Below are 22,959 nucleotides of genomic sequence, written 5' to 3' on the forward strand. Positions count from 1 at the left end.
CCGGGCTTTGTCGTTAAGTTGCGCGCGATCGAGCGCCCGTCAGCGGCGTACACACGGAGCATCACCACCCCATGGCCAGCGCTATTGGAAGCAGCGGCGTTCCTGCCGATGCGAAGACGTTTTTCGGGCACCCGCGCGGGCTGTTCATGCTGTTCTTCGTCGAGCTGTGGGAGCGGTTTTCGTTCTACGGCATGCGCGCGATCCTGGTGCTGTATCTAACCAAGCATTTCCTGTTTGGCGACGAGCCGTCCTACGCGATCTACGGCGCGTATACCTCGATGGTCTACATCACGCCGATCATCGGCGGTTATCTGTCCGACCGCTTCCTGGGGCCACGCAAAGCGGTGCTCGCGGGCGGCATCTTCATCACGCTCGGCCATCTGCTGCTGGCGATCGTCGAGGCGCCGCAGGGCGTGCACGGCGCTGCCCTCAACGGCTTCTATCTCGGCCTCGCCTTCATCATCGTCGGCACCGGCTTCCTGAAGGCGAACATCTCTGTGCTCGTCGGCAAGCTCTACGCGCGCGAGGACATGCGGCGCGATGGGGCGTTCTCGATCTTTTACATGGGCATCAACACTGGCGCGTTCGTCGGCCCGATCGCGGTCGGCATCCTCGGCGAGACGGTCGGCTGGTCGTACGGTTTCGGCGCAGCTGGCATCGGCATGGCGCTCGGGCTGGTCATGTTCATCCTGTTCCAGCGCGAGCTGCACGGTGTCGGCGAAGCGCCCGACGCCGCCGTACTCGCGTCGAAGCCGGTTGGCGGGCTGTCGATCGAATGGCTGATCTATCTCGGCGGGATCGTCGGCGTCGCCGTCTCGTGGTGGCTGGTGCGCAGCCAAGGCGTGGTCGGCACCGCGCTGATCGTCGCGTCGCTCGTCACGGTCGGCTACATCCTATGGACCGCGGTCGCGAAGCTGCCGCGCGTCGACCGCGACCGGATCTTCGCGGCACTGTTCCTGATCGCGCTGGCGCCGCTGTTCTGGGCGCTGTTCGAGCAGACCGGCTCGTCGCTCAACGTCTACACCGACCAGTCGGTCGACCGCGTCGTGTTCGGCTGGACTATCCCGGCCTCGGTGTTCCAGTCGGTCAATCCGTTCTTCATCATCACGCTGGCGCCGGTGTTCGCGGCGCTCTGGACCAGGCTCGGCAAGGCCGGGTTCGAGCCGAGCGCGCCGTTCAAGTTCGGCATCGGCCTGATCCTGGTCGGCGCAGGCTTCTTCGTGCTGACGCTCGGCGCGCCGGCACAGGGCCTGACTCCGGCGATTTTCGTCGTGCTGCTCTACATGCTGCACTCGATGGCCGAGCTCTGCTTCTCGCCGATCGGGCTGTCGTCGATGACGCGGCTATCGGTGCCGAGCATGACCGGGCTGATGATGGGTACGTGGTTCTTGGCGACCGCAGGCGGCAATTTCCTCGCCGGCCTGATCGCGCAGGCGACCGGCGGCGAGGGCGCGGGCGTCGGGCGGGTGCTCGAAGTCTACGGTCGGATAGGCTGGTTCGCGATCGGCGTCGGCGTGGTGGTGCTGGTGCTCGCGCCATTCGTCACCAAACTGATGCATCTCGACCAGCTGGGTGCGGTGGATCACGCGATGGCCGGCCAGAACGAACTCGGCGAGCCTGGCGCTGCCGGCCTGGACACCCGCGGCGAGCAGGTGCCGCGCGGCTGACGCAAAATTCCCCTCCCGCTCGCGGGAGGGGCTAGGGGAGGGCGCGACGTACGTACTGGCGTCCGGCCTGTGAGGCACACCCCCCCCCGACCCCTCCCGCAAGCGGGAGGGGAGAAGCTCAGATCCGCGTCATCGACAGCGCCTTTTCGCCGTAGCGCGGCCCGGCCGTCCCACCGCGAGGCGCCGCCGCATCCAGCTTCGCCAGATCATCCGCGGACAGCGTGATATCCGCCGCCTTCATGCTGTCCTCCAGCGTCACCCGGCGCTTCGACCCCGGGATCGGCACGATGTCGTCGCCTTGTGCGAGCAACCACGCGAGCGCCACCTGCGCCGGCGAAGCCCCATGCGCATCAGCAATCGACTTCACCACCGCGACCATCTCCATGTTCTTGGCGAAGTTCTCCTCCGAATACCGGGGATCGTTGCGCCGATAATCGCCCTCGGGTAGATCCGATCGCGCGGTAATCTGCCCGGTCAAAAACCCGCGCCCCAGCGGCGAATACGGCACGAACCCAATCCCCAACTCGCGACACAGCGGCAGGATCGCGTCCTCGACATCGCGCTCCCACAATGAATATTCGCTCTGCAACGCAGCGATCGGATGCGTCGCTGCAGCCCGCCGGATCGTATCCAGCCCAGCCTCCGACAGCCCGAGATGCCGCACCTTGCCCTCGCGCACCAGCTCCGCCATCGCCCCGACCGTATCCTCGATCGGCACCCCCGGATCGACACGGTGCTGGTACAGCAGGTCTATCGTCTCCACCCCGAGCCGCTTCAGCGATCCCTCGCACGCCCGCCGCACATTGGCCGGCGTCGAGTCGACCCCGGTCATGCCATTCTCGTCATAGCGGAAGCCGAACTTGGTCGCGATCACGACGCCATCGCGCTTGCCCCGGATCGCCTTGCCAAGCAGCTCTTCGTTGACCAGCGGGCCGTAGATCTCGGCGGTATCGAACAGCGTCACGCCAAGCTCGATCGCGCGGTGGATCGTCGCGATGCTCTCGTCGGCGTTCGCTTCGCCGTACATGCCCTTGCCGATGCCGGCCATCGGCATGCAGCCGAGACCCAGTGCGGAAACCTCGAAATCAGGGCCTAGGGTGCGATACTTCATGCGGAATCTCCTGAGCGCCGTTCCCGTGATCGGACCGCGCTGCGACGGAGATGGTAACGGCGGTGTCCATCGTCACGTTCCCGACGGTGCGAAACAGGTCGGGTATGGTCTCGACCGCGATGAGCAGGCCCAGCACCTCGAGCGGGATACCCATCGCCAAGGCCACCGGCGCGACCGAGGCGACGAAGCTGATCGTGCCGGGCAGCGAGATCGACCCCATCGTCGTGATCGCCGCGGTCGCCACGCCCGCCGCCATCTGCCCCGGCCCGATCGGCAGCCCCAGCCAGTGCGCGACGTAGAGCGCGACGGCCAGGTTCATCGCCGGGCTGGTCGCGCGGAACACCGCAACCGACAACGGCAGGACGATCCCGGCGGTGGCGGGCGACGCGCCGAGATCGGTCGAGGCCTTCAACATCGCCGGCAGCGAGGCGAGCGACGACTGCGTGCTGATCGCCACCGCCTGAGCCGGCGCGACCGCACGCGCGAACCGGCCGAAGCCGACGCGGCCGCCGATCATCCCGACCGGATAGGCGGAGAGCAGAACGACGAAGCCGATCGCCGAGACGCAGACGATATAGTGGAGCAACGCGCCGAACGCCGCCGTCCCGGTACGCGCGCCAACCCCGTAGGCAAGCGCGAAGATGCCGATCGGCGCCAGCTTCAGCACCCATGTGATGATGATCAGCAACGCGTCGACCACCGCCTGGAAGAACCCGGTCAGCACGCGGCGGCGATCGTCGGGCAGCTTCGTCACGGCAAACGCGAAGGTCAGCGCGAAGACGGTGAGCGGCAGGAACGAGTCGCTGGAGGCTGCTGCGACGACGTTGGTCGGCACGATCGTATCGAAGAACGCGCCGATCCCCGGCACCGGCCCGACCGGCGCGGCACCCGTCAGCGCGGCGCGCAGTGCGGAGCCCAACGCGCGGGGCAGGGGGAAGGCATCCAGGATCAACGGCATAACCAGCGCGGACATGATCGTCGTGCTCCACAGGATGACGACGATCATCACCATTGCCCGCACGGTGATCCGCCCGGCGCGCGCCGCCTCGGTGGTCGCGCCGATCCCGGTCACGAGCAGACCCACGACGAGCGGCACGATCACCATCTGCAAACCGTGCAGCCACCCCGATCCGATCGGCTGGGTCACCGCCGTCGCCGCGATCGCGTTCGCCGGCGACCAGGCCGCCGCGGCGATGCCCATCGCGATGCCGCCGATCAGGGCGGCAAGTATCCGTGTAGTCTGCGACATGCTCGCCCTTCGTGATGTACCGCGCTATCAAACGGATCGGACACCGATACGGGACGGAAAGCGGACGCGATGGCAAGAAAATACTTCGGCACCGATGGCATTCGTGGCGCCACCAACACCGCGCCGATGACCGCGGCGATGGCGATGAAGGTCGGCATGGCGGCGGGCGCCTATTTCCAGCGCGGCGATCACCGCCACCGTGTCGTGATCGGCAAGGACACGCGGCTGTCGGGCTATATGCTCGAATCGGCGCTGGTCGCGGGCTTCACCAGCGTCGGCATGGACGTGGTCATGGTCGGGCCGATGCCGACGCCCGCGGTCGCGATGCTCACCCAGTCGATGCGCGCGGATATCGGCGTGATGATCTCCGCGAGCCATAACCCGTACGCGGACAACGGCATCAAGCTGTTCGGCCCCGATGGCTACAAGCTGTCCGACGAAGCCGAGGCGGCGATCGAGGCGTTGATCGACGGCGATATCCCGCTCGTGCCCTCCAGCCAGATCGGCCGCGCGCGCCGGATCGACGATGCGCAAGGCCGCTACATCCACTTCGCCAAGTCGACCTTCCCCGAGAATCTCCGCCTCGACGGCATGCGCGTGGTGCTCGATTGCGCGAACGGCGCCGCCTATAAGGTCGCACCGTCGGCGCTGTGGGAACTCGGTGCGGACGTCGTCGCGATCGGCGTGACGCCCAACGGCACCAACATCAACGACGGCGTCGGCTCGACCGCACCGCAGGCGCTTGCCGAGACGGTCGTCGCCAGCGGCGCCGACATCGGCATCGCGCTCGACGGCGATGCGGACCGGCTGATCGTCGTCGACGAGACGGGCACGATCGTCGACGGCGATCAGCTGATGGCGACGATCGCGGCAAGCTGGGCGCGGCAGGGGCGGCTCGCCGGCGGTGGCCTTGTCGCGACCGTGATGTCGAATCTCGGCCTCGAACGCCATCTCGCTGCGCAAGGGCTGGGCCTCGTCCGCACCGCGGTGGGCGATCGCCACGTGCTCGAGAAGATGCGATCCAGCGGTTACAATGTCGGCGGCGAGCAGTCGGGCCACATCATCCTGTCGGACTATGCGACGACGGGCGACGGCCTCGTCGCGGCGCTCCAGATCCTCGCCGAGGTAAAGCGCTCTGGCGCCCCCGCCAGCGAAGTGCTCCACCGCTTCGAGCCCCTGCCGCAACTGCTCAAGAACGTCCGCTTCGCCGGCGGCAAGCCGCTCGATCATGACGCGGTCAAGGCGGTGATCGCCGACGCCGAGGCCGAACTCGCCGGCAAGGGACGGCTCGTCATCCGCCCGTCCGGCACCGAACCGGTGATCCGCGTGATGGCCGAGGGCGACGATCTCGGCCAGGTCGAGCGTGTCGTCGACCGGATCTGCGACGCCGTACGAAAGGCAGCCGCCTGATGCTCGAAATGCGCCCCATCTGCGAACGCTGCGCCACCGACCTCCCCGCCGACGCGCCGGGTGCGTTCATCTGCTCGTTCGAATGCACCTTCTGCGCAGAGTGTGCGGATGCGCTCGACGAGCGGTGCCCGAACTGTGGTGGCGAGCTGCTGGATCGCCCGACGCGGCTCGGCGAAGCACCGCCACAAAAGCCGGCAGCGGGAAGGCGGCACTAGGGGAGATCGACGCGGTGTCTTCGATCCTGCCCCGCCAGGGGGAGGTGGCAGGCGTAGCCTGACGGAGGGAGAGGACACGGAACAGAGGTTTTCCTTTCCTCCCCCTCCGTCTGGCAAGCGCCAGCCACCTCCCCCTGGCGGGGGAGGATCAGTGAGTGTCGATCGGCTTGGTTCGAACACTGTCCCACACACCAGCGAGTATGCCATAGCGATTGTGATGACCGCCAGAATCCTCATCATCGCCGGCTCGGACTCAGGCGGCGGCGCCGGAGTCCAGGCCGATATCAAGACCGTCACGATGCTCGGCGGCCACGCTATGATCGCCGTTACCGCTATCACCGCGCAGAACACGCTCGGCGTGCAGGCGGTTCACCAGATCCCGACCGACATGGTCCTCGCGCAGATCGAATCCGTCGTCTCGGATATCGGGGTGGATGCGGTAAAAATCGGCATGATCGGCTCGGCAGCCACTGCAAACGCCGTAGCGGACCGCCTAGTAAGCTTGTTCTCCCGCGAAGGCGGGAGCCCAGACTGGACTCCCGCCTTCGCGGGAGAACAAGGAAGGGCAGGGCACCATCACCCCGCACGCATCCCCATCGTCTTCGACCCGGTGATGATCGCCACCAGCGGCTCCATCCTAGCCGATCCCGCCACGATCGCCGCCTTCACCCGCCTCATGCGGATAGCAACGCTCGTAACCCCCAACCTTCCAGAACTTGCGGCCCTCGGCGGCGAGGCCGCAATCCGCGCACTCGGCCCCGCAGTCCTCGTCAAAGGCGGCCACGCCGAAGGCCCCTCCGTCACCGACCGCCTCGTCACCGACACCGGCGAAACCCGCTGGACCAACCCCCGCATCGAAACCCGCCACGCGCACGGTACCGGCTGCACGCTCGCCAGCGGCATCGCCACCGGGCTGGCCCAGGGCATGACACTCGACGCCGCCGTTGACCGCGCCATCGCGTTTGTCCGAGCCGCGCTTGCAGCAGCTCCAGGTATCGGCCAAGGGCACGGCCCGATGGGCCACGGGCTCGACACTATCCCCTTTTACCACCTGCTTGCGGCAACGAACTCCGACGGCTGGGATGCGCAGGCTTTTGCCGCGCGATGGAGTTAGAATGCCCGGCATGAAACACGAAAAGCTCTGCGTTGGCCCCGTCGCCGGCGTCGATGAAGCCGGCCGCGGACCGCTCGCTGGGCCGGTCGTGGCCGCTGCCGTGATTCTCCCGCCCAAAGGCGTCCCCCGCGGCATCGACGATTCGAAGAAGCTCTCAGCCTCCGAACGCGAACGGCTCTGCGCGCGTCTCAAAGGCTGTGCGATCGTCGGCATCGGTATCGTCCAGCCTGACGAGATCGACACGCTCAACATCTACTGGGCGACGATGAAGGCGATGACGCTCGCCGTCGACGCGCTCGCGGTCGAACTCGGCCACGCGCCCGGTCACGTCCTGGTCGACGGCAACCGCCTGCCCCGCTGGACCTACCCCGCCACGCCGCTGGTGGGCGGTGATGCGAAATCGCTGTCGATCGCCGCCGCCTCGATCGTCGCCAAGCACACGCGCGACCTCATCATGATCGCCGCCGCCGACGTGCATCCCGAATATAACTGGCATTCGAACAAGGGCTATGGCTGCGCGCACCACATGATGGCGCTCCGCGATCACGGCCCCACGCCGATTCACCGCCGCAGTTTCGCGCCGGTCACCGCCGCCTATCTGGCGCGCGAGGGACTTTTCGCAAAGGAAACGACGAGCTGAGTCTTTCGCGCCACACCCCAAGGGCTTGAGCCGCGAGTCTCCCACGACTCAACATCTGGACGAAGCCGACTCGATTGGTCGCACCGATGGAATCCCGCCGAAACGCCGTTAACGAATGTTTGCTTGACGGAGTCGGACAATTCCGCCGCTATGGGCGTCGATAAGGGGCGGAAAACATGGGTTTGATCGACACGATCGCACGGCCGCGTGCGAAGAAAGTAGCGGAACCGACGGTTCAGCCGGTCCTTCCGCTCGACCAGATCTTGCGCGGCGACTGCATCGAACGGATGAAGGCGCTCCCGTCGAACTCGATCGACATGATCTTCGCCGACCCCCCGTATAACCTCCAGCTCGGCGGCGAGCTCTACCGTCCCGACGGGTCGCACGTGGACGCGGTCACCGACGACTGGGACAAGTTCGACACCTTCGCCGCCTACGACCGCTTCACCCACGCATGGCTGAAGGAAGCACGCCGCATCCTCAAGGACGACGGCTCGCTCTGGGTCATCGGCAGCTATCACAATATCTTCCGCGTCGGCGCCGCCGTGCAGGATCTCGGCTACTGGATCCTCAACGACATCGTCTGGCGCAAGACCAACCCGATGCCGAATTTTCGGGGCACCCGCTTTACCAACGCGCACGAGACTCTGATCTGGGCGTCGAAGGGCGAGAAGGCGAAATACCACTTCAACTACCGCGCGATGAAGACGCTCAACGACGAGCTCCAGATGCGCAGCGACTGGGAATTTCCGACCTGCGGCGGCGCCGAGCGGTTGAAGAAGAACGGCACTAAGGTGCATCCCACTCAAAAACCTGAGGCTCTGCTCTATCGCATCCTGCTGGCCTGCACCGAGCCCGGCGACGTCGTGCTCGACCCGTTCTTCGGCACCGGCACGACCGGCGCGGTGGCCAAGCGGCTTGGTCGCAGCTGGATCGGCATCGACCGCGAGGGCGATTACATCGAGGCCGCACACGAGCGGATCGAGGCCGCGCTGCCGCTCGACGAATCGGCGATCCGCACGATGATGAGCCCGCGCACGCAGCCCAAGGTCGCGTTCGGCGTCCTCGTCGAGAACGCGTATCTCGTGCCCGGCGCGGTGCTGACTGACTCGAAGCGCCGCTGGCGCGCGACGATCCGCGCGGACGGCTCGCTGCTCAGCGACTGCGGCACGATCGGTTCGATCCACAAGCTCGGCTCGACGCTCCAGAACGCCCCGGCTTGCAACGGCTGGAGCTTCTGGCATTACGAGAGCGACAAGGGGCTGAAACCGATCGACGACCTCCGCCAGACGTATCTGCTGGCGACCACGGTCTGAGCCAGAACTGCCACCCCGGCAAAGACTAAACCGTCACCCCAGCGAAAGCTGGGGTCTCCCGCGACGACGCGCCACGGATGCGGCGGGAGATCCCAGCTTTCGCTGGGATGACGGGTATTGGCAGACGTGCCGGGTTGGCTACGTGCGGGTCCAGCAAGCGTGACGGTTAGCGAGCGCAACGTCTTTCGCGGAGTGGACGGACTGGAGTAGATCACGCCGATGACCAGTCTCCACCTCCGCGCCGTCCAGTTCGTCGACACCCCGATCGGCCACGCAGACGGCAGCGTCGCGCGCCTCGCGGGCGGGATGCAGTGGTTCGCCGCCTACGAGGTGATCGAAGGCCGCGCCCGCCGTACGATCCCCGTCGCCGACGTCGCAACACTGGGCGAGCGCGCCGCCCGCCTCCACGCCGCCATCACCGCCCCCCGCAGCGCACTCCAGCTCGGCGAACGCACGCTCCGCTTCGACCAGCCGATCGTCGCCGGCATCCTCAACGTTACCCCCGACAGCTTCTCCGACGGCGGCAAACACGTCGACGACCTTGCCGCCGCTGCGGCTGCCGGGATCGACATGGCCGCCGCCGGCGCGACGATGATCGACGTCGGCGGTGAATCCACGCGCCCCGGCGCCGCCGCGGTGTGGGAAGGCGACGAGATCGCGCGGCTGGTCCCCGTCGTCGAACGCCTCGCCCGTGCCGGCGCGATCGTCTCGGTCGACACGCGCAAGGCCGCGGTCATGGAGGCGACGCTCTCCGCCGGCGCGCACATCGTCAACGACGTCGCTGCCCTCCTCTGGGATGACCGCGCGCTCGACGTGGTCGCGAAAAGCCGCTGCCCGGTCGTGCTGATGCACTCTCCCGACCCGAAGAAGGGCGGACACGGCGACGGCGGCTACACCAACGTCCTGACCGACGTGTTCGACTGGCTCGAAACCCGCATCGCCGCGGTCGTTACAGGCGGCGTCGATCGGTCGCGGATCATCGTCGACCCCGGCATCGGCTTCGGCAAGACGCTCGCCGAGAACCTCGCGCTGCTCAACGGCCTCGCGATCTTCCACGGCCTCGGTTGCCCGATCATGCTGGGCGCGAGCCGCAAGCGGTTGATCGGCGCGCTCTCGAACGAAGCGCCGGTCGACCAGCGGCTTGCCGGTTCGCTCGCGCTGGCGCTGAAAGGCGCGGCGGCCGGCGTCCAGATCCTGCGCGTCCACGACGTCGCCGAGACGGTCCAGGCGATCAAGATCTGGCGTGGACTGCGCGATCAGTCGCTCGTCGGGGGCTGATCGTCGACGGTAACTGGCGCTGCATTGCAGCGAAACGCCTCTTCGCGCATTGAAAGCGCATTAAACAAGGGAGCTTTCGTTTGATCGTCACTGCAACACCGCGCCTCAGTCAGATCCTGAGCGAGGTTTGGCGCCCGCTGCTCGGCCTCTTCGTCTGGGACGTGATCGTCACGATCACCTATTACGTCCTGCCGTTCCACGCGCCGGCCTTGCCGCTGACCCTCTTCGGTACCGCACTCGCGCTGTTCCTCGGCTTCCGCGATAACTCGGCGTATCAGCGTTGGTGGGAAAGCCGCGGGCTGTGGGGCCTGATGATCAACGCCTCGCGCAACCTCGCGCGGATGGCGCGCAACATGCTGCCCGAGCCCGAGGGCCACGACATGAAGCGGACCATCGTGCTCCGCCAGATCGCGTATGTGAACGCGCTGCGCTGCCAGTTGCGCAAGCAGCCCGCCCCGCCCGAGGTGCTGCGCTTCCTGTCGAAGGAGGAGGCGTCGTTTGCGCTCGAGCGTACGAACATCGCCAACGGCCTGCTCGACGGCACCGGCCGCCGGATCGACATCGCGCGCCGTAACGGCTGGATCGACACCATCCAGCAGACGCAGTTCGAGGCGATCCTGGTCGACATCGCCAACGCGCAAGGCGGCATGGAGCGGATCAAGAACACGCCGCTGCCCAACCAGTACCGGTTCTTCCCGAGCCTGTTCACGCGACTGTTCTGCGTGCTGCTGCCGATCGGCCTGGTCGAGACGCTGGGTTACGCGACGCCGGTCGGCTCGACGATCGCCGGCCTGATGTTCCTCGCCGTCCTGCAGATCGGCGACGACCTGGTCGACCCGTTCGCAGACACGATCCACGACGTGCCGCTGAACGCGATGTGCCGGACGATCGAGATCGACCTGCTCCAGGCGATCGGCGATCCCGCACCCGAGCCGTTGACGCCCGACAAGGGTGTGCTCTGGTAACGTGAACCGCGACAGACGGCTGTCGCAGCAGCCGTCAGGTCGACCGCACGTAAAATGACTTGTCCAACGGTGAACTACAGCCCAGTTTTACGCATGGCGAAATTGCAGCAAATCGAACGGAGCGGCGGCGGGAGTTATCCCGCCGCCGAAGTGTCGGTCCACATCGGAACCCGTGTGACATTCGATGCCCGTATGACGACTGTCGGACTGCTTTCGGTCGGTGTGCTCGTTTCCGGTATTCTTCTGTCGACCGCAGTCGTCGTCTTGGCAGCGGGCCAGAACCGGCGAAAACGGACCTGACACGGATAATGCTAGCCAAAGCCTTATCCTCCTCGGCGCTGTTTGAGTGATGCGGCACGCTGGCGTTCCTCGGGCCTTCCGATGGCCAGCTTTCGTCCTCATGGCCGTTTCAGGATGTGGCGGATCAGTTTCAGGATGTGGCGGATCAGCCGCCATCGAGCAGCCAACCTCACGAACCGAGGCGACCAACGAAGTATGGGCGCTTCGCCGGCTCGACGGCAAATCGGTGCAACTCGCCCGCCCCGAAACGGCGACCATTCAGTTCCTGGCCGATCACGGCGTCGGGGGAACATCCGTCTGTAACGATGTCGGCGGCAGCGAGCTCAAGCGGTTTTCGGGCCCCTCCGGCAAGGCAGGCGCGGTCAAACGCGATCGGACCGAAGCGACGATTACTACGGTTGTCGGATGCCTAGACGGGCGCGCAACCGAGGTCGCCGATCGGTTCTGGCGAAAGATGCGCATAGCGAATGCATGGTCGCTGCAAGGGAGGACGTTGCACATCAATTTCTCGGACGGGGGCGTTGCGGAACTGGTGCCAGCAGGAAAATCTGACTCGAAACGTAAGATCGGCTGCACAAACGGCAACTCGAGCAATCTCGATTGTCCAAGCCAGGGATAGGCTATTCTGACGACAGGGCGGTCGCCATCCCGTTTTGTCTCATGCGGCGTTGTCGATCCCCAGGTCGCTGAGCTTGCGGTACAGCGTCGAGCGGCCGATGCCGAGGCGGCGGGCGACTTCGGTCATGCGGCCGCGGTAATGGCCGATCGCCAGGCGGATGACGTCGGCCTCGATCTCCTCGAGCGCACGCAAATTGCCGTCGGGGCGGAACAGCGTGACGCCGCCGCCGCCCGCTGCAACTGCGGCAGGGCCGCGTTGGCGGTTGCCGAGCGCGGCGATCTGCGGGAAATCCTCTTCGGTCAGCGCGGCGCCTTCGCACAGCACGGCGGCGCGGAAGAGTGCATTCTGCAATTGGCGGACGTTGCCGGGCCAGTCGTACTGGACGAGGAGCTTCAGTGCGGCGTCGGTGATCCCGAGCGGCCTTAGCCCCGGTTGCTCGGCGATCCGCGCGAGCAGGTGACGGGCCAGCGCGGGAATGTCGCCGGTGCGTTCGCGTAAAGGTGGGATCGTCACCTGCACCGCGTTCAGCCGGTAATACAGGTCCTCGCGGAACCGCCCCGCCTCGACCTCGTCGAGCAGCCGCTGGTTGGTTGCGGCAATTACGCGGACATCGACGTCGCGCGCATGCCGTGCGCCGATCGGCTGGACCTCGCCGGTGTGGAGCAGATGGAGCAGCTTGGCCTGCGCCTCGAGCGGCATCTCGCCGATCTCGTCGAGGAACAAGGTGCCGCCATCGGCATCGTGGAAGCGGCCGATCCTGCGCTCGAACGCGCCGGTGAACGCGCCTTCCTCATGGCCGAACAGCTCCGATTCGATCAGATTGGCGGGCATCGCCGCGCAATTGACGGTGATCATCGGCTTCTTGGCGCGCGGCGAGGCAGCGTGGATCGCCTCGGCGACGACCGCCTTGCCGACCCCGCTCTCGCCCTCGACCAGCACCGCGACGCGCGCGCGGGCCGCCTTGGCCGCGATCGCCAGCGCGGCGCGGAAATCGGGGGAGGAGCCGACGATCTCGTCGAACGCGAGCAGGGCGGGGATCTTTTCGGTGAGCGGGCGCAGTTCGCCCGCCGCGGTGCCGGCGACGGCGGCCTCGAGCGCGGCGAGCACGCGGTCGGGGGCGAGCGGCTTGACCAGGAAATCGGTCGCGCCCGCGCGCATCGCCGAGACCGCGTGCGCAACCGAGCCATTGGCGGTGAGCATCAGGATCGGCAGCGCGGGGCGACGTTCGCGGAGTTCGGCGATCAGCGCGGTCGCGTCGCCATCGGGGGCGGAATGATCGAGCAGGATCGCGTCGAGTTGCATCCCGTCCTGCGTGCCGAGCGTGGCGATCGCCATCTCGCCATCGGTCGCGAACACCGCACGCCAGCCGCCACGGGCGGCAAGCGTCGCCACCAGCCGGCGCTGTGCAGGCTCGTCGTCGATCAATAATACTAGGCGCTGGCCGTTGCGCGTCATGGCGAATCCTGTCCCGTTCCGGCACGTGCAATAGCGCAGGCTAGTAAAGAGCGCCTTAAATGTCGTGCTTGGCGATCCCGGATGTGCGGGTTAAGGTCGGTGCCATAGAGGATGGCGCTCCGCGGATTGGGGCCAAAGACAGGGGCACGAACCATGGCCGGCAACGGAGACATGAAGGCGCACGTCGCGACCTATTCGAGCGTGACGGGGATGATGAAATGGGGCTCGGTCGGGTGCGCGCTGGTCGTCGCACTCGTCATCTGGTTGATTTCGTAACACCATGAAGATCGCCGTCCTGAAAGAGCAAGCGGACGGCGAGCGGCGGGTCGCCGCGACGCCGGAAACCGTGAAGAAGTTCATCGCGCTGGGGGCGGTGCTGGCGGTGGAGGCCGGGGCGGGCGAGACCGCGTCGATCGCGGATGCTGGCTATGCCGATGCGGGTGCGTCGGTCGGCGACCGTGCGGCGACGCTGGCGGGGGCGGATATCGTGCTCGGCGTGCAGGCGGCGGATCCCGCGACGCTCGTCGGCGTATCGTCGGGGGCGTGGGTGGTCGCCAGTTTCAATCCGTTCGGCGAGCGAGACCGGGTCGAAGCCTATGCCGCGGCCGGGTACGAAGCGCTGGCGATGGAGTTCATGCCGCGCATCACGCGCGCGCAGTCGATGGATATCCTGTCCTCGCAGTCTAACCTGTCGGGCTACAAGGCGGTGCTCGACGCGGCGGCCGAATATGGTCGCGCGTTTCCGATGATGATGACCGCGGCGGGGACGATTTCCGCGGCGAAGGCATTCGTGATGGGCGTCGGTGTCGCCGGACTCCAGGCGATCGCGACGGCACGACGGCTGGGCGCTCAGGTGTCGGCGACCGATGTCCGCGCCGCAACCCGCGAGCAGATCCAGTCGCTTGGGGCGAAACCGATCTTCGTCGAATCGGTCGCTGGGATCGAGGGCGAAGGGACGGGCGGATACGCCGGCGAGATGAGCCCCGAATACCAGGCGGCGCAGGCCGAATTGGTGTCGGGTCATATCGCCAAGCAGGATATCGTCATCACCACCGCGCTGATCCCCGGGCGTCCGGCGCCGAGGCTGATTTCGGCGGCGCAGGTGGCCAGCATGAAGCCGGGCTCGGTAATCGTCGATCTTGCGGTCGAGCAGGGCGGCAATGTCGAGGGCTCGGTCGCGGGTGAAGTGGTCGTGGTGAACGGCGTCAAGATCGTCGGCCACCGCAACGTGCCGTCGCGGTTGGCGGCAGACGCCAGCGCGCTGTTCTCCCGCAACCTGTTCAATTTCCTCAACGCCTTCTGGGACAAGGAGGCGGGCAAACCCGTGCTCGACGCAGAGATCGGCGACGCGGTGCGGCTGACGCAGGGCGGCAAGATCGTGAACCCGCGGTTGCTGTCTTGATCCTCTATCCTCCCCTTGCAGGGGAGGTGGCGCGCCTTGGCGCGACGGAGGGGTATCGCCGCTCGCTATTGTGCGCACCATTACGACGGGCGACACCCCTCCGTCAGGCTGGCGCCTGCCACCTCCCCTTACAGGGGAGGATTTAGACTTGCTCCAGGGGACCGGATCGATTGGAGCGCTGGCCAAGCAGCTTCGCGCGGCGATGTCTCCGCCTGAGATCGCATTGTGGGTTGCATTGCGGGAGCGACCGGCCGGTTTGAAGTTTCGGAAGCAGCATCCCTCGGGTCCGTACGTTGCGGACTTCTACTGTCATGTCGCGCGGCAGATCATCGAGGTTGACGGGCAGGCGCACGATTATGGTGATCGCCCAGCGCGCGACGCTGCACGCGATCGCTGGTTCGAAGGACGTGGCATCGCCGTTTTGCGCATTCCAGCCGTCGAGATTTTCCACGATTGCGACGGGATGGTTCGAGGTATCGTGGCGGTTGCCGCCGAGCGGCTTGCCGCACAGGAGGAATAGAATGGACTTTATCGCGATCCTGTCGATCTTCGTGCTGGCGTGTTTCGTCGGGTATTTCGTGGTGTGGGCGGTGACGCCGGCGCTGCACACGCCGCTGATGGCGGTGACCAACGCGATCTCGAGCGTGATCATCGTCGGCGCGCTTATCGCCGCCGCGGCGCCGACGGTCCTGGGGGCGATCGGTGCCGGGTCGGGCGTCGCGAAGGCGCTCGGGCTGCTCGCGGTGGTGCTGGCGAGCATCAACATCTTCGGCGGCTTTGCAGTCACCGCGCGGATGCTGGCGATGTACAAGAAGAAGGAACGGCCGGTCGCGAAGCCTTAAGGCCGTCACCCCAGCGAACGCTGGGGTCTCGTGCCGCAGGGACGCGTGCGACTACCGGGAGATACCAGCGTTCGCTGGCATGACGGCAAGGGGATGGAATGGAACACGCACTGACGGTCAGCCCTTGGGCATCGCTCGCCTATCTGGTCGCGGGGGTGTGCTTCATCCTCGCGCTGCGCGGGCTGTCGAGCCCGGCGTCGAGCCAGCGCGGCAACCGCTTCGGCATCATCGGCATGACGATCGCGGTCGTGACGACGCTGGTGACGCATGTGCCCGTCGTTCAGCGTCTTCTCGTTTCGGACGCCGGACCTGCGATGGCCGTGCGCACCATCGATTGGGTCACGGTCGTCGAAATCCTCGCGGCGATCGGCGTAGGCGCTGCGATCGGCCTCGTCACCGCACGCCGCATTGCGATGACCGCGATGCCGCAGCTCGTCGCCGCCTTCCATTCGCTCGTCGGCCTCGCCGCGGTGCTGGTCGGCGTCGCCGCGTACCTCAACCCGCAGGCGTTCGGGATCTCCGACCTCGTCATCCCGCTGATCGGCCAGCCCTTCGCGGTCATCCACCCGGTCAGCCGGATCGAACTCGGGCTCGGCGTGGCGATCGGTGCGATCACCTTCTCGGGCTCGGTCATCGCGTTCCTGAAGCTCAACGGCAACATGGGCGGCAAGCCGATCATGCTGCCCGGTCGCCACGTCATCAACATCGCGCTGCTCGCCGGCATCCTCGGACTGATCACGTATTTCGTCACCGATCAGTCGGCGTGGATCTTCTGGACGATCACGGTCTTGAGCTTCGTCATCGGCTTCCTCCTGATCGTCCCGATCGGCGGCGCGGACATGCCGGTCGTGGTCAGCATGCTCAATTCCTATTCGGGCTGGGCGGCGGCGGCGATGGGCTTCACGCTCCACAACAGCGCGATGATCATCACCGGCGCGCTGGTCGGCAGCTCGGGCGCGATCCTCAGCTACATCATGTGCCGCGCGATGAACCGCAGCTTCATCAGCGTGATCGCGGGCGGCTTCGGCCAGTCGTCGGATGCCGGCGGTCCGGCTGCGGCCAGCGATCGCCCATGGAAGCGTGGCTCGGCGGAGGATGCCGCGTTCCTCATGAGCCAGGCGGAGCAAGTGATCATCGTCCCCGGCTACGGCATGGCGGTCGCGCAAGCGCAGCACGTCCTGCGCGAGATGGGCGACAAGCTGAAGGCCGAAGGCGTCCGCGTGAAATACGCGATCCACCCCGTCGCGGGGCGCATGCCGGGGCACATGAACGTCCTGCTGGCGGAGGCGAACGTGCCGTATGACGACGTGTTCGAGCTCGAGGACATCAACAGCGAGTTCGCGCAGACCGACGTCGCGTTCGTGATCGGCGCGAACGACGTGACCAACCCGGCCGCCAAGACCGACAAGTCGTCGCCGATCTACGGCATGCCCGTGCTCGATGTCGAAAAGGCAAAGACCGTGCTGTTCATCAAGCGATCGATGGGCGGCGTCGGCTATGCTGGTGTCGATAACGACCTGTTCTACCGCGACAATACGATGATGTTGCTCGCGGACGCGAAGAAGATGGTCGAGGATATCGTCAAGGCGCTCGACTAGGTCTCGTATAGGCGGGCGTCCAATCCAACCGAAGTCGATCCAGTTCGAGTGTAAATCCGGAGATGATCGAGGTTAGTCTTCGCGACACAGCGGAGATGATCATGATCCTACCGGACGGCGAGGCCGACGACACGCGCTACGATACGGGTATCGCCGCGGTCCTTGTTGCAGCGACCGACGCGCCCGACCGGTTCTCCGCCGCGCTTGCCGCGATGGGGGGGCGGGTGGTCGCCACGATCGACTGGCAGGCGCCGTTCGGCCTGCATGCCACGCCGCAGGTTATCGTGGTCGAGACCGCGGGGGTGGACGTTGCAATCCTTGCCGAACATCTGCCGCGGATCGTCGAGCGCGCGGCCGTGCTGGAGGCGGGGCTGGTGGTCGCGATGGGGAGCGACCAGATCGACGCGGTCGCGGCGGCAACGCTTGGCGGCGGGACGATCCTGCTCGTCGATCCGAGCGTCGCGGACTGCATCGCAGCGATCGTCGTCGCCGCCGAGCGCGTCCGCAGTCCTGCTGGGGTGTTCGATGTCACGCGCGAGACCGACGGTACGCGGCTTGAGCGATTGAACACCGAGGTCGCGCGGATCGCCGAAGCGCTTGCCCGGCTGACCCGTGCCGAGATCGACGGCGATGCCCCCGCCGCGCCGATCGTTGGCGATCGGACGAACCGCTACGGCGCGCCGCCATCGCTGGCCGAGCCGAGCGCCGCCGACGTCCGGCGTGCCATCCGTGCGCGACGGTTGCGCGATCAGTTCTTCGGCACCGCATTGTTCGAGGATCCCGGCTGGGACATGCTGCTAGATCTCTACGCCGCCGAACTCGAGCGTGGCCGCGTGTCGGTGTCGAGCCTGTGCATCGCCGCCGCGGTCGCGCCGACCACCGCGCTTCGCTGGATCGCGCGGATGACCGACACGGGGCTGTTCGAACGCCGCCCCGATATGCACGACCGGCGGCGCGCGTTCATGGTGCTCTCCGACCGCGCGAGCGAGGCGATGCGCGGCTATATCGTAGCCACCAGGGGCGCCGACCTGCGGATTCCGTGACGATCCGCGCCCTTTTAGCTTGCCCCGGCCGCCCGGCTTTGGCATCGCACCCCAACCCGAGAGGGGCGATTAGCTCAGTTGGTAGAGCGTCTCGTTTACACCGAGAATGTCGGCGGTTCGAGCCCGTCATCGCCCACCATCCCTACAGCTCGCGGACCAGCCGCATAGCGACCGCGATCCAGGCCGGGTCTGCGATGGCCAGCGGCTGCGTGCCGGTGCCCGGCGGCAACAGCGTCACGCTGCCTTCGCCTCCTGTGAGTCGCCCGAACGCGAACCGCCCAGCTGGTTGCGGGACGAGCACGTCGCGGTTGAGTGCTGCGGCGAAACCCTCCGGCGCCAGCATCGCGCACCAGATCACGTCGCCCGCGCGGTAGTCGCCGATCCCGCCCGCCACCGTCACGGCGATTTGTCCGGGAGCGACCTGGGGCGGGGGCACGGTCGTGGTCCGGCGCGGCGCGTGGACACCGCGGCCGTCGAGGATCGCGGTGACGGGCAGGTCGGCGCGGTCGGGCAACGTCACGAGATCGCCCGCCTCAACGCCCAGCGCCGTGGCGATCCGATTGAGCCAGCCGACCGACACGGTGCGCGTGCCCGTTTCCAGCCGGCCGATCGTCTGCGCGGTTGTCGGCGGAACACAGCGCCGTGCGACATCCTCCAATGTCAGGCCCCTAGCGCGGCGGACTTCGCGAATGGCAGTGATCATTGCACGGTGATCATCGGAAGGCTCCAAACCAGATGGGTTATTCCTCTGTCCTACAACCATGTCGATATGGCAACCGGCGCAAGTGACGTGGAGCGACAACGGGAGACGGCGGATGCGCGAATTGGTGGAACGATCGATCGATTCGGAGGGCGTTCCGCAGCCATCGGGCGCGCGGCGTGGGCGGATGGTCACTGTCAATCTGGCGGAATCGCCGCTCGGATGGTTGCGGTCGCGCGGACTGGTCGACGCGCGGCAGTTCGCAGCGGGAGAACAATTGCGCGTGGATTACGAACGCGCCTCGATCGCGCCGAGCGTAACGATGCGCTGGGTGGAGCGAGTCGATGGAGGCGGGCATGATGGGCTAGATCCAACGTCCGCGCAGATCGCGGCGAAACGCCGGTTCGACACCGCGATCGCGGCGGCGGGGCCGGGGCTCGCGGATATCCTGTGGCGCGTGGTCTGCGCGGGGGAGGGGCTGCCCGCGGCGGAGAAGGCGCTGCACTGGCCAGCTCGCGCAGGGCGACTGGTATTGACGCTCGCGCTCGACCGGTTGGCCGCACACTATGGGATTGGGTAGTAGGCGGCGAACTATTCGATCCCCCCGCAAGGGGGAGGTGGCGCCGAAGGTGACGGAGGGGGAGGACGCGCAACGGACGTGCTCCCTTTCCTCCCCTCCGTCAGGCAAGGGCCAGCCACCTCCCCCCTTGCGGGGGAGGATCGTGAGGTCGACGATCCGGGCCGCGGGTTTCTTGTGGCCGATGTTAAGGGCCGGCAGCGAAGTCCTTCGCCTAGTCTCCCCACGAACAGGACTACACTCGCGCGCCGATCCGCCCACTCGCTTTGCCGGCCACGCGGCACTAAATGGTGGATATGCGCTTCGACCTCATCAAATGCCACGGCTCCGGCAACGACTTCCCCCTGATCGACGCGCGGGCGTCGACGTTGGACGATGCAGCCTGGGCGGCCGTCGCGCGCGCCCTCGCGGATCGGGACGGGCCGGTCGGTGGCGACGGGCTGCTTCTGCTCACCGGCGGCGACGAGACACGCGCATTCGGCATGCGGATGTTCAATTCCGATGGCAGCGAGTCCGAAACGTGCCTCAACGGCCTGCGATGCGTAGCGCGCGCCGGGTTCGCGGCGACCGGCACGGAAACCGCAACGGCATTGCTCAAGACCAGCGATGCGATCGTCGTGCACGACGCCGACATCGCGCCGGGCGTGTTCACCGTGCGCGAGATTGCGGGGCCCGCGTCGCTCGACGTTACCGCATGGCCGATGGAGGTCGGCGCGGACCGCGTCGTCGACACGCCGATCGCGGGCCTGCCGACCGCCCGCGCCTTCACCGCCGTCGCCATGCCCAACCCCCATCTCGTGACGTTCGTTGATGCGATCGACGAAGCCGAACTCGTTCGCGTCGGCGAGACGTGCGAGGCCGCACCCGACTGGCTCCCCAACCGCGCGAACGTCAGCTTCGTCGAAGTGCGCGGCGCGGACCTGTTCGTCCGCACCTTCGAACGCGGGGTCGGTCTCACCGACAGCTGCGGCAGCGCGATGGCGGCGTCGACCTACGCTGCGTGCCTGACCGGGCGGATCGCCTACGACACGCCGACCACCGTCTTCAACAAGGGCGGGCTCGTCCGCGCTGAGGCGAGCGAGGCGGCGATGGTCACGCTGTCGGGCAATGCGACGTTCGAATGGCGCGGGTCGATCGACGTCGATTTCGCGACGGCGACGGCAAGCGACCTGACGATCGCGCAGCACCATGATGACGAGATCGCGGCGTGGAAGAGGCTGATCGCAACGATCTGAAACGCGGCTGCATCATTCTTCCGATCCGGCCGTATCTTTCCACGAAAGCGTCGGACGACCGGCGCCGTGCAGGAGAGAGAAAGCCATGAATCACGTGTTTCGTACCGCGATCGTCGCCGCCGCCATCGCCGTCAGCGGTAGCGCGATCGTCGCCGCCCCGACCAACCCGAAGGTCGGCGGCGCCGCGATGTATCCGACCAAGACGATCGTCGAGAACGCGGTCAATTCGAAGGATCACACGACGCTGGTCGCCGCGGTGAAGGCTGCCGGCCTGGTCGAGACGCTGTCGGGCCCAGGTCCGTTCACGGTGTTCGCGCCGACGAACGCGGCGTTCAAGAAGCTGCCCGCCGGCACCGTCGACACGCTGCTCAAGCCCGAGAACAAGGCGCAGCTGTCCGCCGTGCTGACCTATCACGTCGTCCCCGGCACGATCACCGCAGCCGACATCGCCGCCAAGGCAAAGGCGAACGGCGGCACCGCGACCTACACCACGGTGCAGGGCGAGCCGCTGATGTTCATGAAGTCCGGCGCAGGCTGGGGCATCATGGACGGCAAGGGCCACAAGGGCCGCGTCACGATCGCCAACGTCATGCAGTCGAACGGCGTGATCCACGTCATCGACACGGTGATGCTGCCGTAATCGCGCATCCCGCGAGATAGCTGCCTCGATCCCCCACGAGGTAGTTTCGTCGGGCCCGTCGCCGGAAGGTGACGGGCCCGATTGCGTTTGCGGTTACTCTCCTCCCCTTTGAGGGGAGGTGGCTGGCGCAGCCAGACGGAGGGGTAGCGCGCTCTCGATAGGGGCATACCCCTCCGTCAGCCAAGCGGCTGCCACCCCCCCCTTGCAGGGGAGGATCGAACGTCAGCCGATCAGCAGGCCTGCTAGCGCTGCCGACATCAAGTTGGCCAGACTGCCCGCGGCCAGCGCGCGCAAGCCGAGCTTGGCGATCATCGGCCGCTGGTTCGGCGCGAGGCTGCCCGTCACCGCCATCTGGATCGCGATCGACGAGAAGTTCGCGAAGCCGCACAGTGAGAAGGTGATGACCGCGATCGTCCGCGCGCTCAGCCCTTGCTGCGTGCCGAGCGAGATGTAGGCGACGAACTCGTTCAGCACGATCTTCTGCCCGAACAGCCCGCCGGCGATCCCCGCCTCGCTCCACGGCACGTTCAGCAGGAACATGATCGGCGCGAAGACATAGCCGAGCAGCCCCTGGAAGCTCAGTCCCGGCAGCCCGATCATGTTGCCGAGCCCGCCGAGCAACCCGTTCGCGAGCGCCACCAGCGCCACGAATGCCAGCACCATCGCGCCGACCGCAACCGCCAGCCGCACGCCGGTCTGCGCGCCCTGGGCGGCCGCCATGATCAGGTTGGCGGGCTTTTCCTCGTCATGCGTGGCCTGCGGCATCGGCTCGCCCGCGCCCGATTCACCCGGCTGGTCGCCGAGCGCGAGTTCGCCCTCGGGCGGCATCACGCGGTCGGGCATGATGATCTTCGCCATCAGGATACCGCCCGGCGCTGCCATGAAGCTCGCGGCGAGCAGGTAATCGATGCGGATGCCCATCGACGCATACGCCGCGAGGATCGTCCCCGCGACGCCAGCCATGCCGCTGGTCATCACCGTGAACAGCTGCGCCGGGGTCAGCCCCGCCAGATACGGCCGGATAACGAGCGGCGATTCGCTCTGGCCGACGAAGATGTTCGCTGCCGCGCACAGCGATTCGACCTTCGAGACGCCGATGACCTTCTCGATCCCGCCGCCGACCCAGCGCACCACCAGCTGCATGATGCCGAGATAATAGAGGATCGAGACGAGGCTGGCGAAGAAGATGATCACCGGCAGCGCGGCGATCGCAAAACTTTGCCCGCCGATCTCGGGCGTCGCCATCTTGCCGAACAGGAATTCGGTGCCCTTCTGCGAATAGCCGAGCAGATTGGCGACGCCGCCCGACATGCTGCCCAGCACGACTTTGCCAATGCTCGAATACAGCACGAGCACCGCGATCCCGACCTGCAGCGCGAACGCGGCGCCGACGATGCGCAAGCGGATCGCGCGGCGATCGCTCGACAGCAGCACCGCGATGCCGAGGATGACGGCGATGCCTGCAAGGCCGATGACTAGTCTTTCCATGGACGCCCTGCATTTTAACTGACACGCGTGACCCCCCGGCCGCGCAAGCGACCGACATGACACGCGAGCGGCGTGCTCGCCAGTCTTTATGATGG

General features: G+C 66.8%; 24 protein-coding genes and 1 tRNA gene. 20 read left to right on the forward strand and 5 right to left on the reverse strand.

Annotation, left to right across the window (positions count from 1 at the left end):
* The first annotated feature begins 71 nt into the window (after window positions 1-71).
* The gene (locus C8J40_RS03815; RefSeq protein WP_132895885.1) at window positions 72-1,667 is read left to right on the forward strand and encodes a peptide MFS transporter; all 1,596 of its coding nucleotides are present in this window, start codon (window positions 72-74) and stop codon (window positions 1,665-1,667) included.
* 118 nt (window positions 1,668-1,785) lie between these two features.
* On the opposite strand, the gene C8J40_RS03820 is transcribed toward C8J40_RS03815, so the two are convergent.
* Both C8J40_RS03820 and C8J40_RS03825 read right to left on the reverse strand, forming a co-directional pair.
* Window positions 1,786-2,778 carry an aldo/keto reductase gene (locus C8J40_RS03820; protein WP_132895886.1) on the reverse strand — a complete coding sequence of 331 codons (993 nt, stop codon included), beginning with the start codon at window positions 2,776-2,778 and terminating at the stop codon, window positions 1,786-1,788.
* Window positions 2,753-4,027 (reverse strand): cation:dicarboxylase symporter family transporter, encoded by a 1,275-nt coding sequence (locus C8J40_RS03825; RefSeq protein ID WP_132895887.1) that lies wholly within the window; start codon window positions 4,025-4,027, stop codon window positions 2,753-2,755. Before C8J40_RS03825 ends, C8J40_RS03820 begins: the two co-directional genes overlap by 26 nt.
* 69 nt (window positions 4,028-4,096) lie before the next feature.
* Between C8J40_RS03825 and glmM the strand changes: the two genes are divergently transcribed.
* The 9 genes from glmM to C8J40_RS03870 all read left to right on the forward strand — a co-directional run bounded on the left by glmM (window position 4,097) and on the right by C8J40_RS03870 (window position 11,884).
* Entirely contained in the window at window positions 4,097-5,437 is a 1,341-nt protein-coding gene (gene glmM / locus C8J40_RS03830; RefSeq protein ID WP_132895888.1) for a phosphoglucosamine mutase, read from the forward strand.
* Window positions 5,437-5,652, forward strand: coding sequence for a DUF1272 domain-containing protein (locus tag C8J40_RS03835; RefSeq protein ID WP_132895889.1), 216 nt, complete (start codon window positions 5,437-5,439; stop codon window positions 5,650-5,652). Before glmM ends, C8J40_RS03835 begins: the two co-directional genes overlap by 1 nt.
* 214 nt (window positions 5,653-5,866) lie before the next feature.
* Window positions 5,867-6,766 carry a bifunctional hydroxymethylpyrimidine kinase/phosphomethylpyrimidine kinase gene (locus C8J40_RS03840; protein ID WP_132896240.1) on the forward strand — a complete coding sequence of 300 codons (900 nt, stop codon included), beginning with the start codon at window positions 5,867-5,869 and terminating at the stop codon, window positions 6,764-6,766.
* 1 nt (window position 6,767) lies between these two features.
* Complete coding sequence (locus C8J40_RS03845; RefSeq protein WP_132895890.1) at window positions 6,768-7,406, forward strand: ribonuclease HII; 639 nt, start codon at window positions 6,768-6,770, stop codon at window positions 7,404-7,406.
* Between the two features lie 176 nt (window positions 7,407-7,582).
* Window positions 7,583-8,722 carry a site-specific DNA-methyltransferase gene (locus tag C8J40_RS03850; RefSeq protein WP_132895891.1) on the forward strand — a complete coding sequence of 380 codons (1,140 nt, stop codon included), beginning with the start codon at window positions 7,583-7,585 and terminating at the stop codon, window positions 8,720-8,722.
* Window positions 8,723-8,941: 219 nt separating this feature from the next.
* The gene (gene folP, locus C8J40_RS03855) at window positions 8,942-10,000 is read left to right on the forward strand and encodes a dihydropteroate synthase (protein ID WP_132895892.1); all 1,059 of its coding nucleotides are present in this window, start codon (window positions 8,942-8,944) and stop codon (window positions 9,998-10,000) included.
* Between the two features lie 80 nt (window positions 10,001-10,080).
* Window positions 10,081-10,965, forward strand: a complete 885-nt coding sequence (locus C8J40_RS03860) for a bestrophin family ion channel (protein ID WP_132742392.1) — start codon at window positions 10,081-10,083, stop codon at window positions 10,963-10,965.
* A gap of 93 nt (window positions 10,966-11,058) precedes the next feature.
* The gene (locus C8J40_RS03865; RefSeq protein WP_132895893.1) at window positions 11,059-11,265 is read left to right on the forward strand and encodes a hypothetical protein; all 207 of its coding nucleotides are present in this window, start codon (window positions 11,059-11,061) and stop codon (window positions 11,263-11,265) included.
* A 100-nt stretch (window positions 11,266-11,365) separates the two neighbouring features.
* Window positions 11,366-11,884, forward strand: a complete 519-nt coding sequence (locus C8J40_RS03870) for an META domain-containing protein (RefSeq protein WP_165911359.1) — start codon at window positions 11,366-11,368, stop codon at window positions 11,882-11,884.
* A gap of 39 nt (window positions 11,885-11,923) precedes the next feature.
* On the opposite strand, the gene C8J40_RS03875 is transcribed toward C8J40_RS03870, so the two are convergent.
* The gene (locus C8J40_RS03875) at window positions 11,924-13,339 is read right to left on the reverse strand and encodes a sigma-54 dependent transcriptional regulator (RefSeq protein ID WP_132895895.1); all 1,416 of its coding nucleotides are present in this window, start codon (window positions 13,337-13,339) and stop codon (window positions 11,924-11,926) included.
* Window positions 13,340-13,450: 111 nt separating this feature from the next.
* On the opposite strand from C8J40_RS03875, the gene C8J40_RS03880 reads away from it, so the two are divergent.
* The 7 genes from C8J40_RS03880 to C8J40_RS03910 all read left to right on the forward strand — a co-directional run bounded on the left by C8J40_RS03880 (window position 13,451) and on the right by C8J40_RS03910 (window position 18,363).
* A complete protein-coding gene (locus C8J40_RS03880; RefSeq protein WP_279432581.1) occupies window positions 13,451-13,615 on the forward strand; it encodes an aa3-type cytochrome c oxidase subunit IV in 165 nt (54 codons plus the stop codon).
* A 4-nt stretch (window positions 13,616-13,619) separates the two neighbouring features.
* Entirely contained in the window at window positions 13,620-14,741 is a 1,122-nt protein-coding gene (locus C8J40_RS03885; protein WP_132895896.1) for an NAD(P) transhydrogenase subunit alpha, read from the forward strand.
* Between the two features lie 148 nt (window positions 14,742-14,889).
* A complete protein-coding gene (locus C8J40_RS03890; protein WP_243693195.1) occupies window positions 14,890-15,261 on the forward strand; it encodes a DUF559 domain-containing protein in 372 nt (123 codons plus the stop codon).
* A gap of 1 nt (window position 15,262) precedes the next feature.
* Window positions 15,263-15,583: a proton-translocating transhydrogenase family protein gene (locus C8J40_RS03895; RefSeq protein ID WP_132742385.1), complete on the forward strand. Its 321-nt coding sequence runs from the start codon at window positions 15,263-15,265 to the stop codon at window positions 15,581-15,583.
* A 98-nt stretch (window positions 15,584-15,681) separates the two neighbouring features.
* Window positions 15,682-17,181 (forward strand): NAD(P)(+) transhydrogenase (Re/Si-specific) subunit beta, encoded by a 1,500-nt coding sequence (locus C8J40_RS03900; protein WP_132895897.1) that lies wholly within the window; start codon window positions 15,682-15,684, stop codon window positions 17,179-17,181.
* A 101-nt stretch (window positions 17,182-17,282) separates the two neighbouring features.
* Window positions 17,283-18,224, forward strand: coding sequence for a MarR family winged helix-turn-helix transcriptional regulator (locus tag C8J40_RS03905; RefSeq protein WP_132895898.1), 942 nt, complete (start codon window positions 17,283-17,285; stop codon window positions 18,222-18,224).
* 63 nt (window positions 18,225-18,287) lie between these two features.
* Window positions 18,288-18,363 (forward strand) — tRNA-Val (locus C8J40_RS03910).
* A gap of 3 nt (window positions 18,364-18,366) precedes the next feature.
* Here the strand turns inward: C8J40_RS03910 and C8J40_RS03915 are convergent.
* Window positions 18,367-18,927 carry a helix-turn-helix transcriptional regulator gene (locus C8J40_RS03915; protein ID WP_132895899.1) on the reverse strand — a complete coding sequence of 187 codons (561 nt, stop codon included), beginning with the start codon at window positions 18,925-18,927 and terminating at the stop codon, window positions 18,367-18,369.
* A gap of 112 nt (window positions 18,928-19,039) precedes the next feature.
* Here C8J40_RS03915 and C8J40_RS03920 point away from each other — a divergent pair, with 112 nt between their 5' ends.
* The 3 genes from C8J40_RS03920 to C8J40_RS03930 all read left to right on the forward strand — a co-directional run bounded on the left by C8J40_RS03920 (window position 19,040) and on the right by C8J40_RS03930 (window position 21,376).
* The gene (locus C8J40_RS03920) at window positions 19,040-19,504 is read left to right on the forward strand and encodes a DUF6456 domain-containing protein (protein ID WP_132895900.1); all 465 of its coding nucleotides are present in this window, start codon (window positions 19,040-19,042) and stop codon (window positions 19,502-19,504) included.
* A gap of 293 nt (window positions 19,505-19,797) precedes the next feature.
* Window positions 19,798-20,736: a diaminopimelate epimerase gene (gene dapF, locus C8J40_RS03925; protein ID WP_132896242.1), complete on the forward strand. Its 939-nt coding sequence runs from the start codon at window positions 19,798-19,800 to the stop codon at window positions 20,734-20,736.
* 85 nt (window positions 20,737-20,821) lie between these two features.
* On the forward strand, window positions 20,822-21,376 hold the full coding sequence (locus C8J40_RS03930) for a fasciclin domain-containing protein (protein ID WP_132895901.1): 555 nt from the start codon (window positions 20,822-20,824) through the stop codon (window positions 21,374-21,376).
* A gap of 222 nt (window positions 21,377-21,598) precedes the next feature.
* On the opposite strand, the gene C8J40_RS03935 is transcribed toward C8J40_RS03930, so the two are convergent.
* Window positions 21,599-22,864 (reverse strand): nucleoside transporter C-terminal domain-containing protein, encoded by a 1,266-nt coding sequence (locus C8J40_RS03935; protein WP_132895902.1) that lies wholly within the window; start codon window positions 22,862-22,864, stop codon window positions 21,599-21,601.
* Window positions 22,865-22,959 lie beyond the last annotated feature (95 nt).

It is taken from the genome of Sphingomonas sp. PP-CC-3A-396, from assembly GCF_004343105.1.
Lineage (GTDB): Bacteria > Pseudomonadota > Alphaproteobacteria > Sphingomonadales > Sphingomonadaceae > Sphingomonas.

Excerpts from the sequence above, each read along its gene's own strand:
- C8J40_RS03815 (WP_132895885.1), top strand. The coding sequence starts at position 72 with ATGGCCAGCGCTATTGGAAGCAGCGGCGTTCCTGCCGATGCGAAGACG.
- C8J40_RS03820 (WP_132895886.1), bottom strand. The coding sequence starts at position 2,778 with ATGAAGTATCGCACCCTAGGCCCTGATTTCGAGGTTTCCGCACTGGGT.
- C8J40_RS03825 (WP_132895887.1), bottom strand. The coding sequence starts at position 4,027 with ATGTCGCAGACTACACGGATACTTGCCGCCCTGATCGGCGGCATCGCG.
- glmM (WP_132895888.1), top strand. The coding sequence starts at position 4,097 with ATGGCAAGAAAATACTTCGGCACCGATGGCATTCGTGGCGCCACCAAC.
- C8J40_RS03835 (WP_132895889.1), top strand. The coding sequence starts at position 5,437 with ATGCTCGAAATGCGCCCCATCTGCGAACGCTGCGCCACCGACCTCCCC.
- C8J40_RS03845 (WP_132895890.1), top strand. The coding sequence starts at position 6,768 with ATGCCCGGCATGAAACACGAAAAGCTCTGCGTTGGCCCCGTCGCCGGC.
- C8J40_RS03850 (WP_132895891.1), top strand. The coding sequence starts at position 7,583 with ATGGGTTTGATCGACACGATCGCACGGCCGCGTGCGAAGAAAGTAGCG.
- folP (WP_132895892.1), top strand. The coding sequence starts at position 8,942 with ATGACCAGTCTCCACCTCCGCGCCGTCCAGTTCGTCGACACCCCGATC.
- C8J40_RS03865 (WP_132895893.1), top strand. The coding sequence starts at position 11,059 with ATGGCGAAATTGCAGCAAATCGAACGGAGCGGCGGCGGGAGTTATCCC.
- C8J40_RS03870 (WP_165911359.1), top strand. The coding sequence starts at position 11,366 with ATGGCCGTTTCAGGATGTGGCGGATCAGTTTCAGGATGTGGCGGATCA.
- C8J40_RS03875 (WP_132895895.1), bottom strand. The coding sequence starts at position 13,339 with ATGACGCGCAACGGCCAGCGCCTAGTATTATTGATCGACGACGAGCCT.
- C8J40_RS03880 (WP_279432581.1), top strand. The coding sequence starts at position 13,451 with ATGGCGCTCCGCGGATTGGGGCCAAAGACAGGGGCACGAACCATGGCC.
- C8J40_RS03885 (WP_132895896.1), top strand. The coding sequence starts at position 13,620 with ATGAAGATCGCCGTCCTGAAAGAGCAAGCGGACGGCGAGCGGCGGGTC.
- C8J40_RS03895 (WP_132742385.1), top strand. The coding sequence starts at position 15,263 with ATGGACTTTATCGCGATCCTGTCGATCTTCGTGCTGGCGTGTTTCGTC.
- C8J40_RS03900 (WP_132895897.1), top strand. The coding sequence starts at position 15,682 with ATGGAACACGCACTGACGGTCAGCCCTTGGGCATCGCTCGCCTATCTG.
- C8J40_RS03905 (WP_132895898.1), top strand. The coding sequence starts at position 17,283 with ATGATCCTACCGGACGGCGAGGCCGACGACACGCGCTACGATACGGGT.
- C8J40_RS03915 (WP_132895899.1), bottom strand. The coding sequence starts at position 18,927 with ATGATCACTGCCATTCGCGAAGTCCGCCGCGCTAGGGGCCTGACATTG.
- C8J40_RS03920 (WP_132895900.1), top strand. The coding sequence starts at position 19,040 with ATGCGCGAATTGGTGGAACGATCGATCGATTCGGAGGGCGTTCCGCAG.
- dapF (WP_132896242.1), top strand. The coding sequence starts at position 19,798 with ATGCGCTTCGACCTCATCAAATGCCACGGCTCCGGCAACGACTTCCCC.
- C8J40_RS03930 (WP_132895901.1), top strand. The coding sequence starts at position 20,822 with ATGAATCACGTGTTTCGTACCGCGATCGTCGCCGCCGCCATCGCCGTC.
- C8J40_RS03935 (WP_132895902.1), bottom strand. The coding sequence starts at position 22,864 with ATGGAAAGACTAGTCATCGGCCTTGCAGGCATCGCCGTCATCCTCGGC.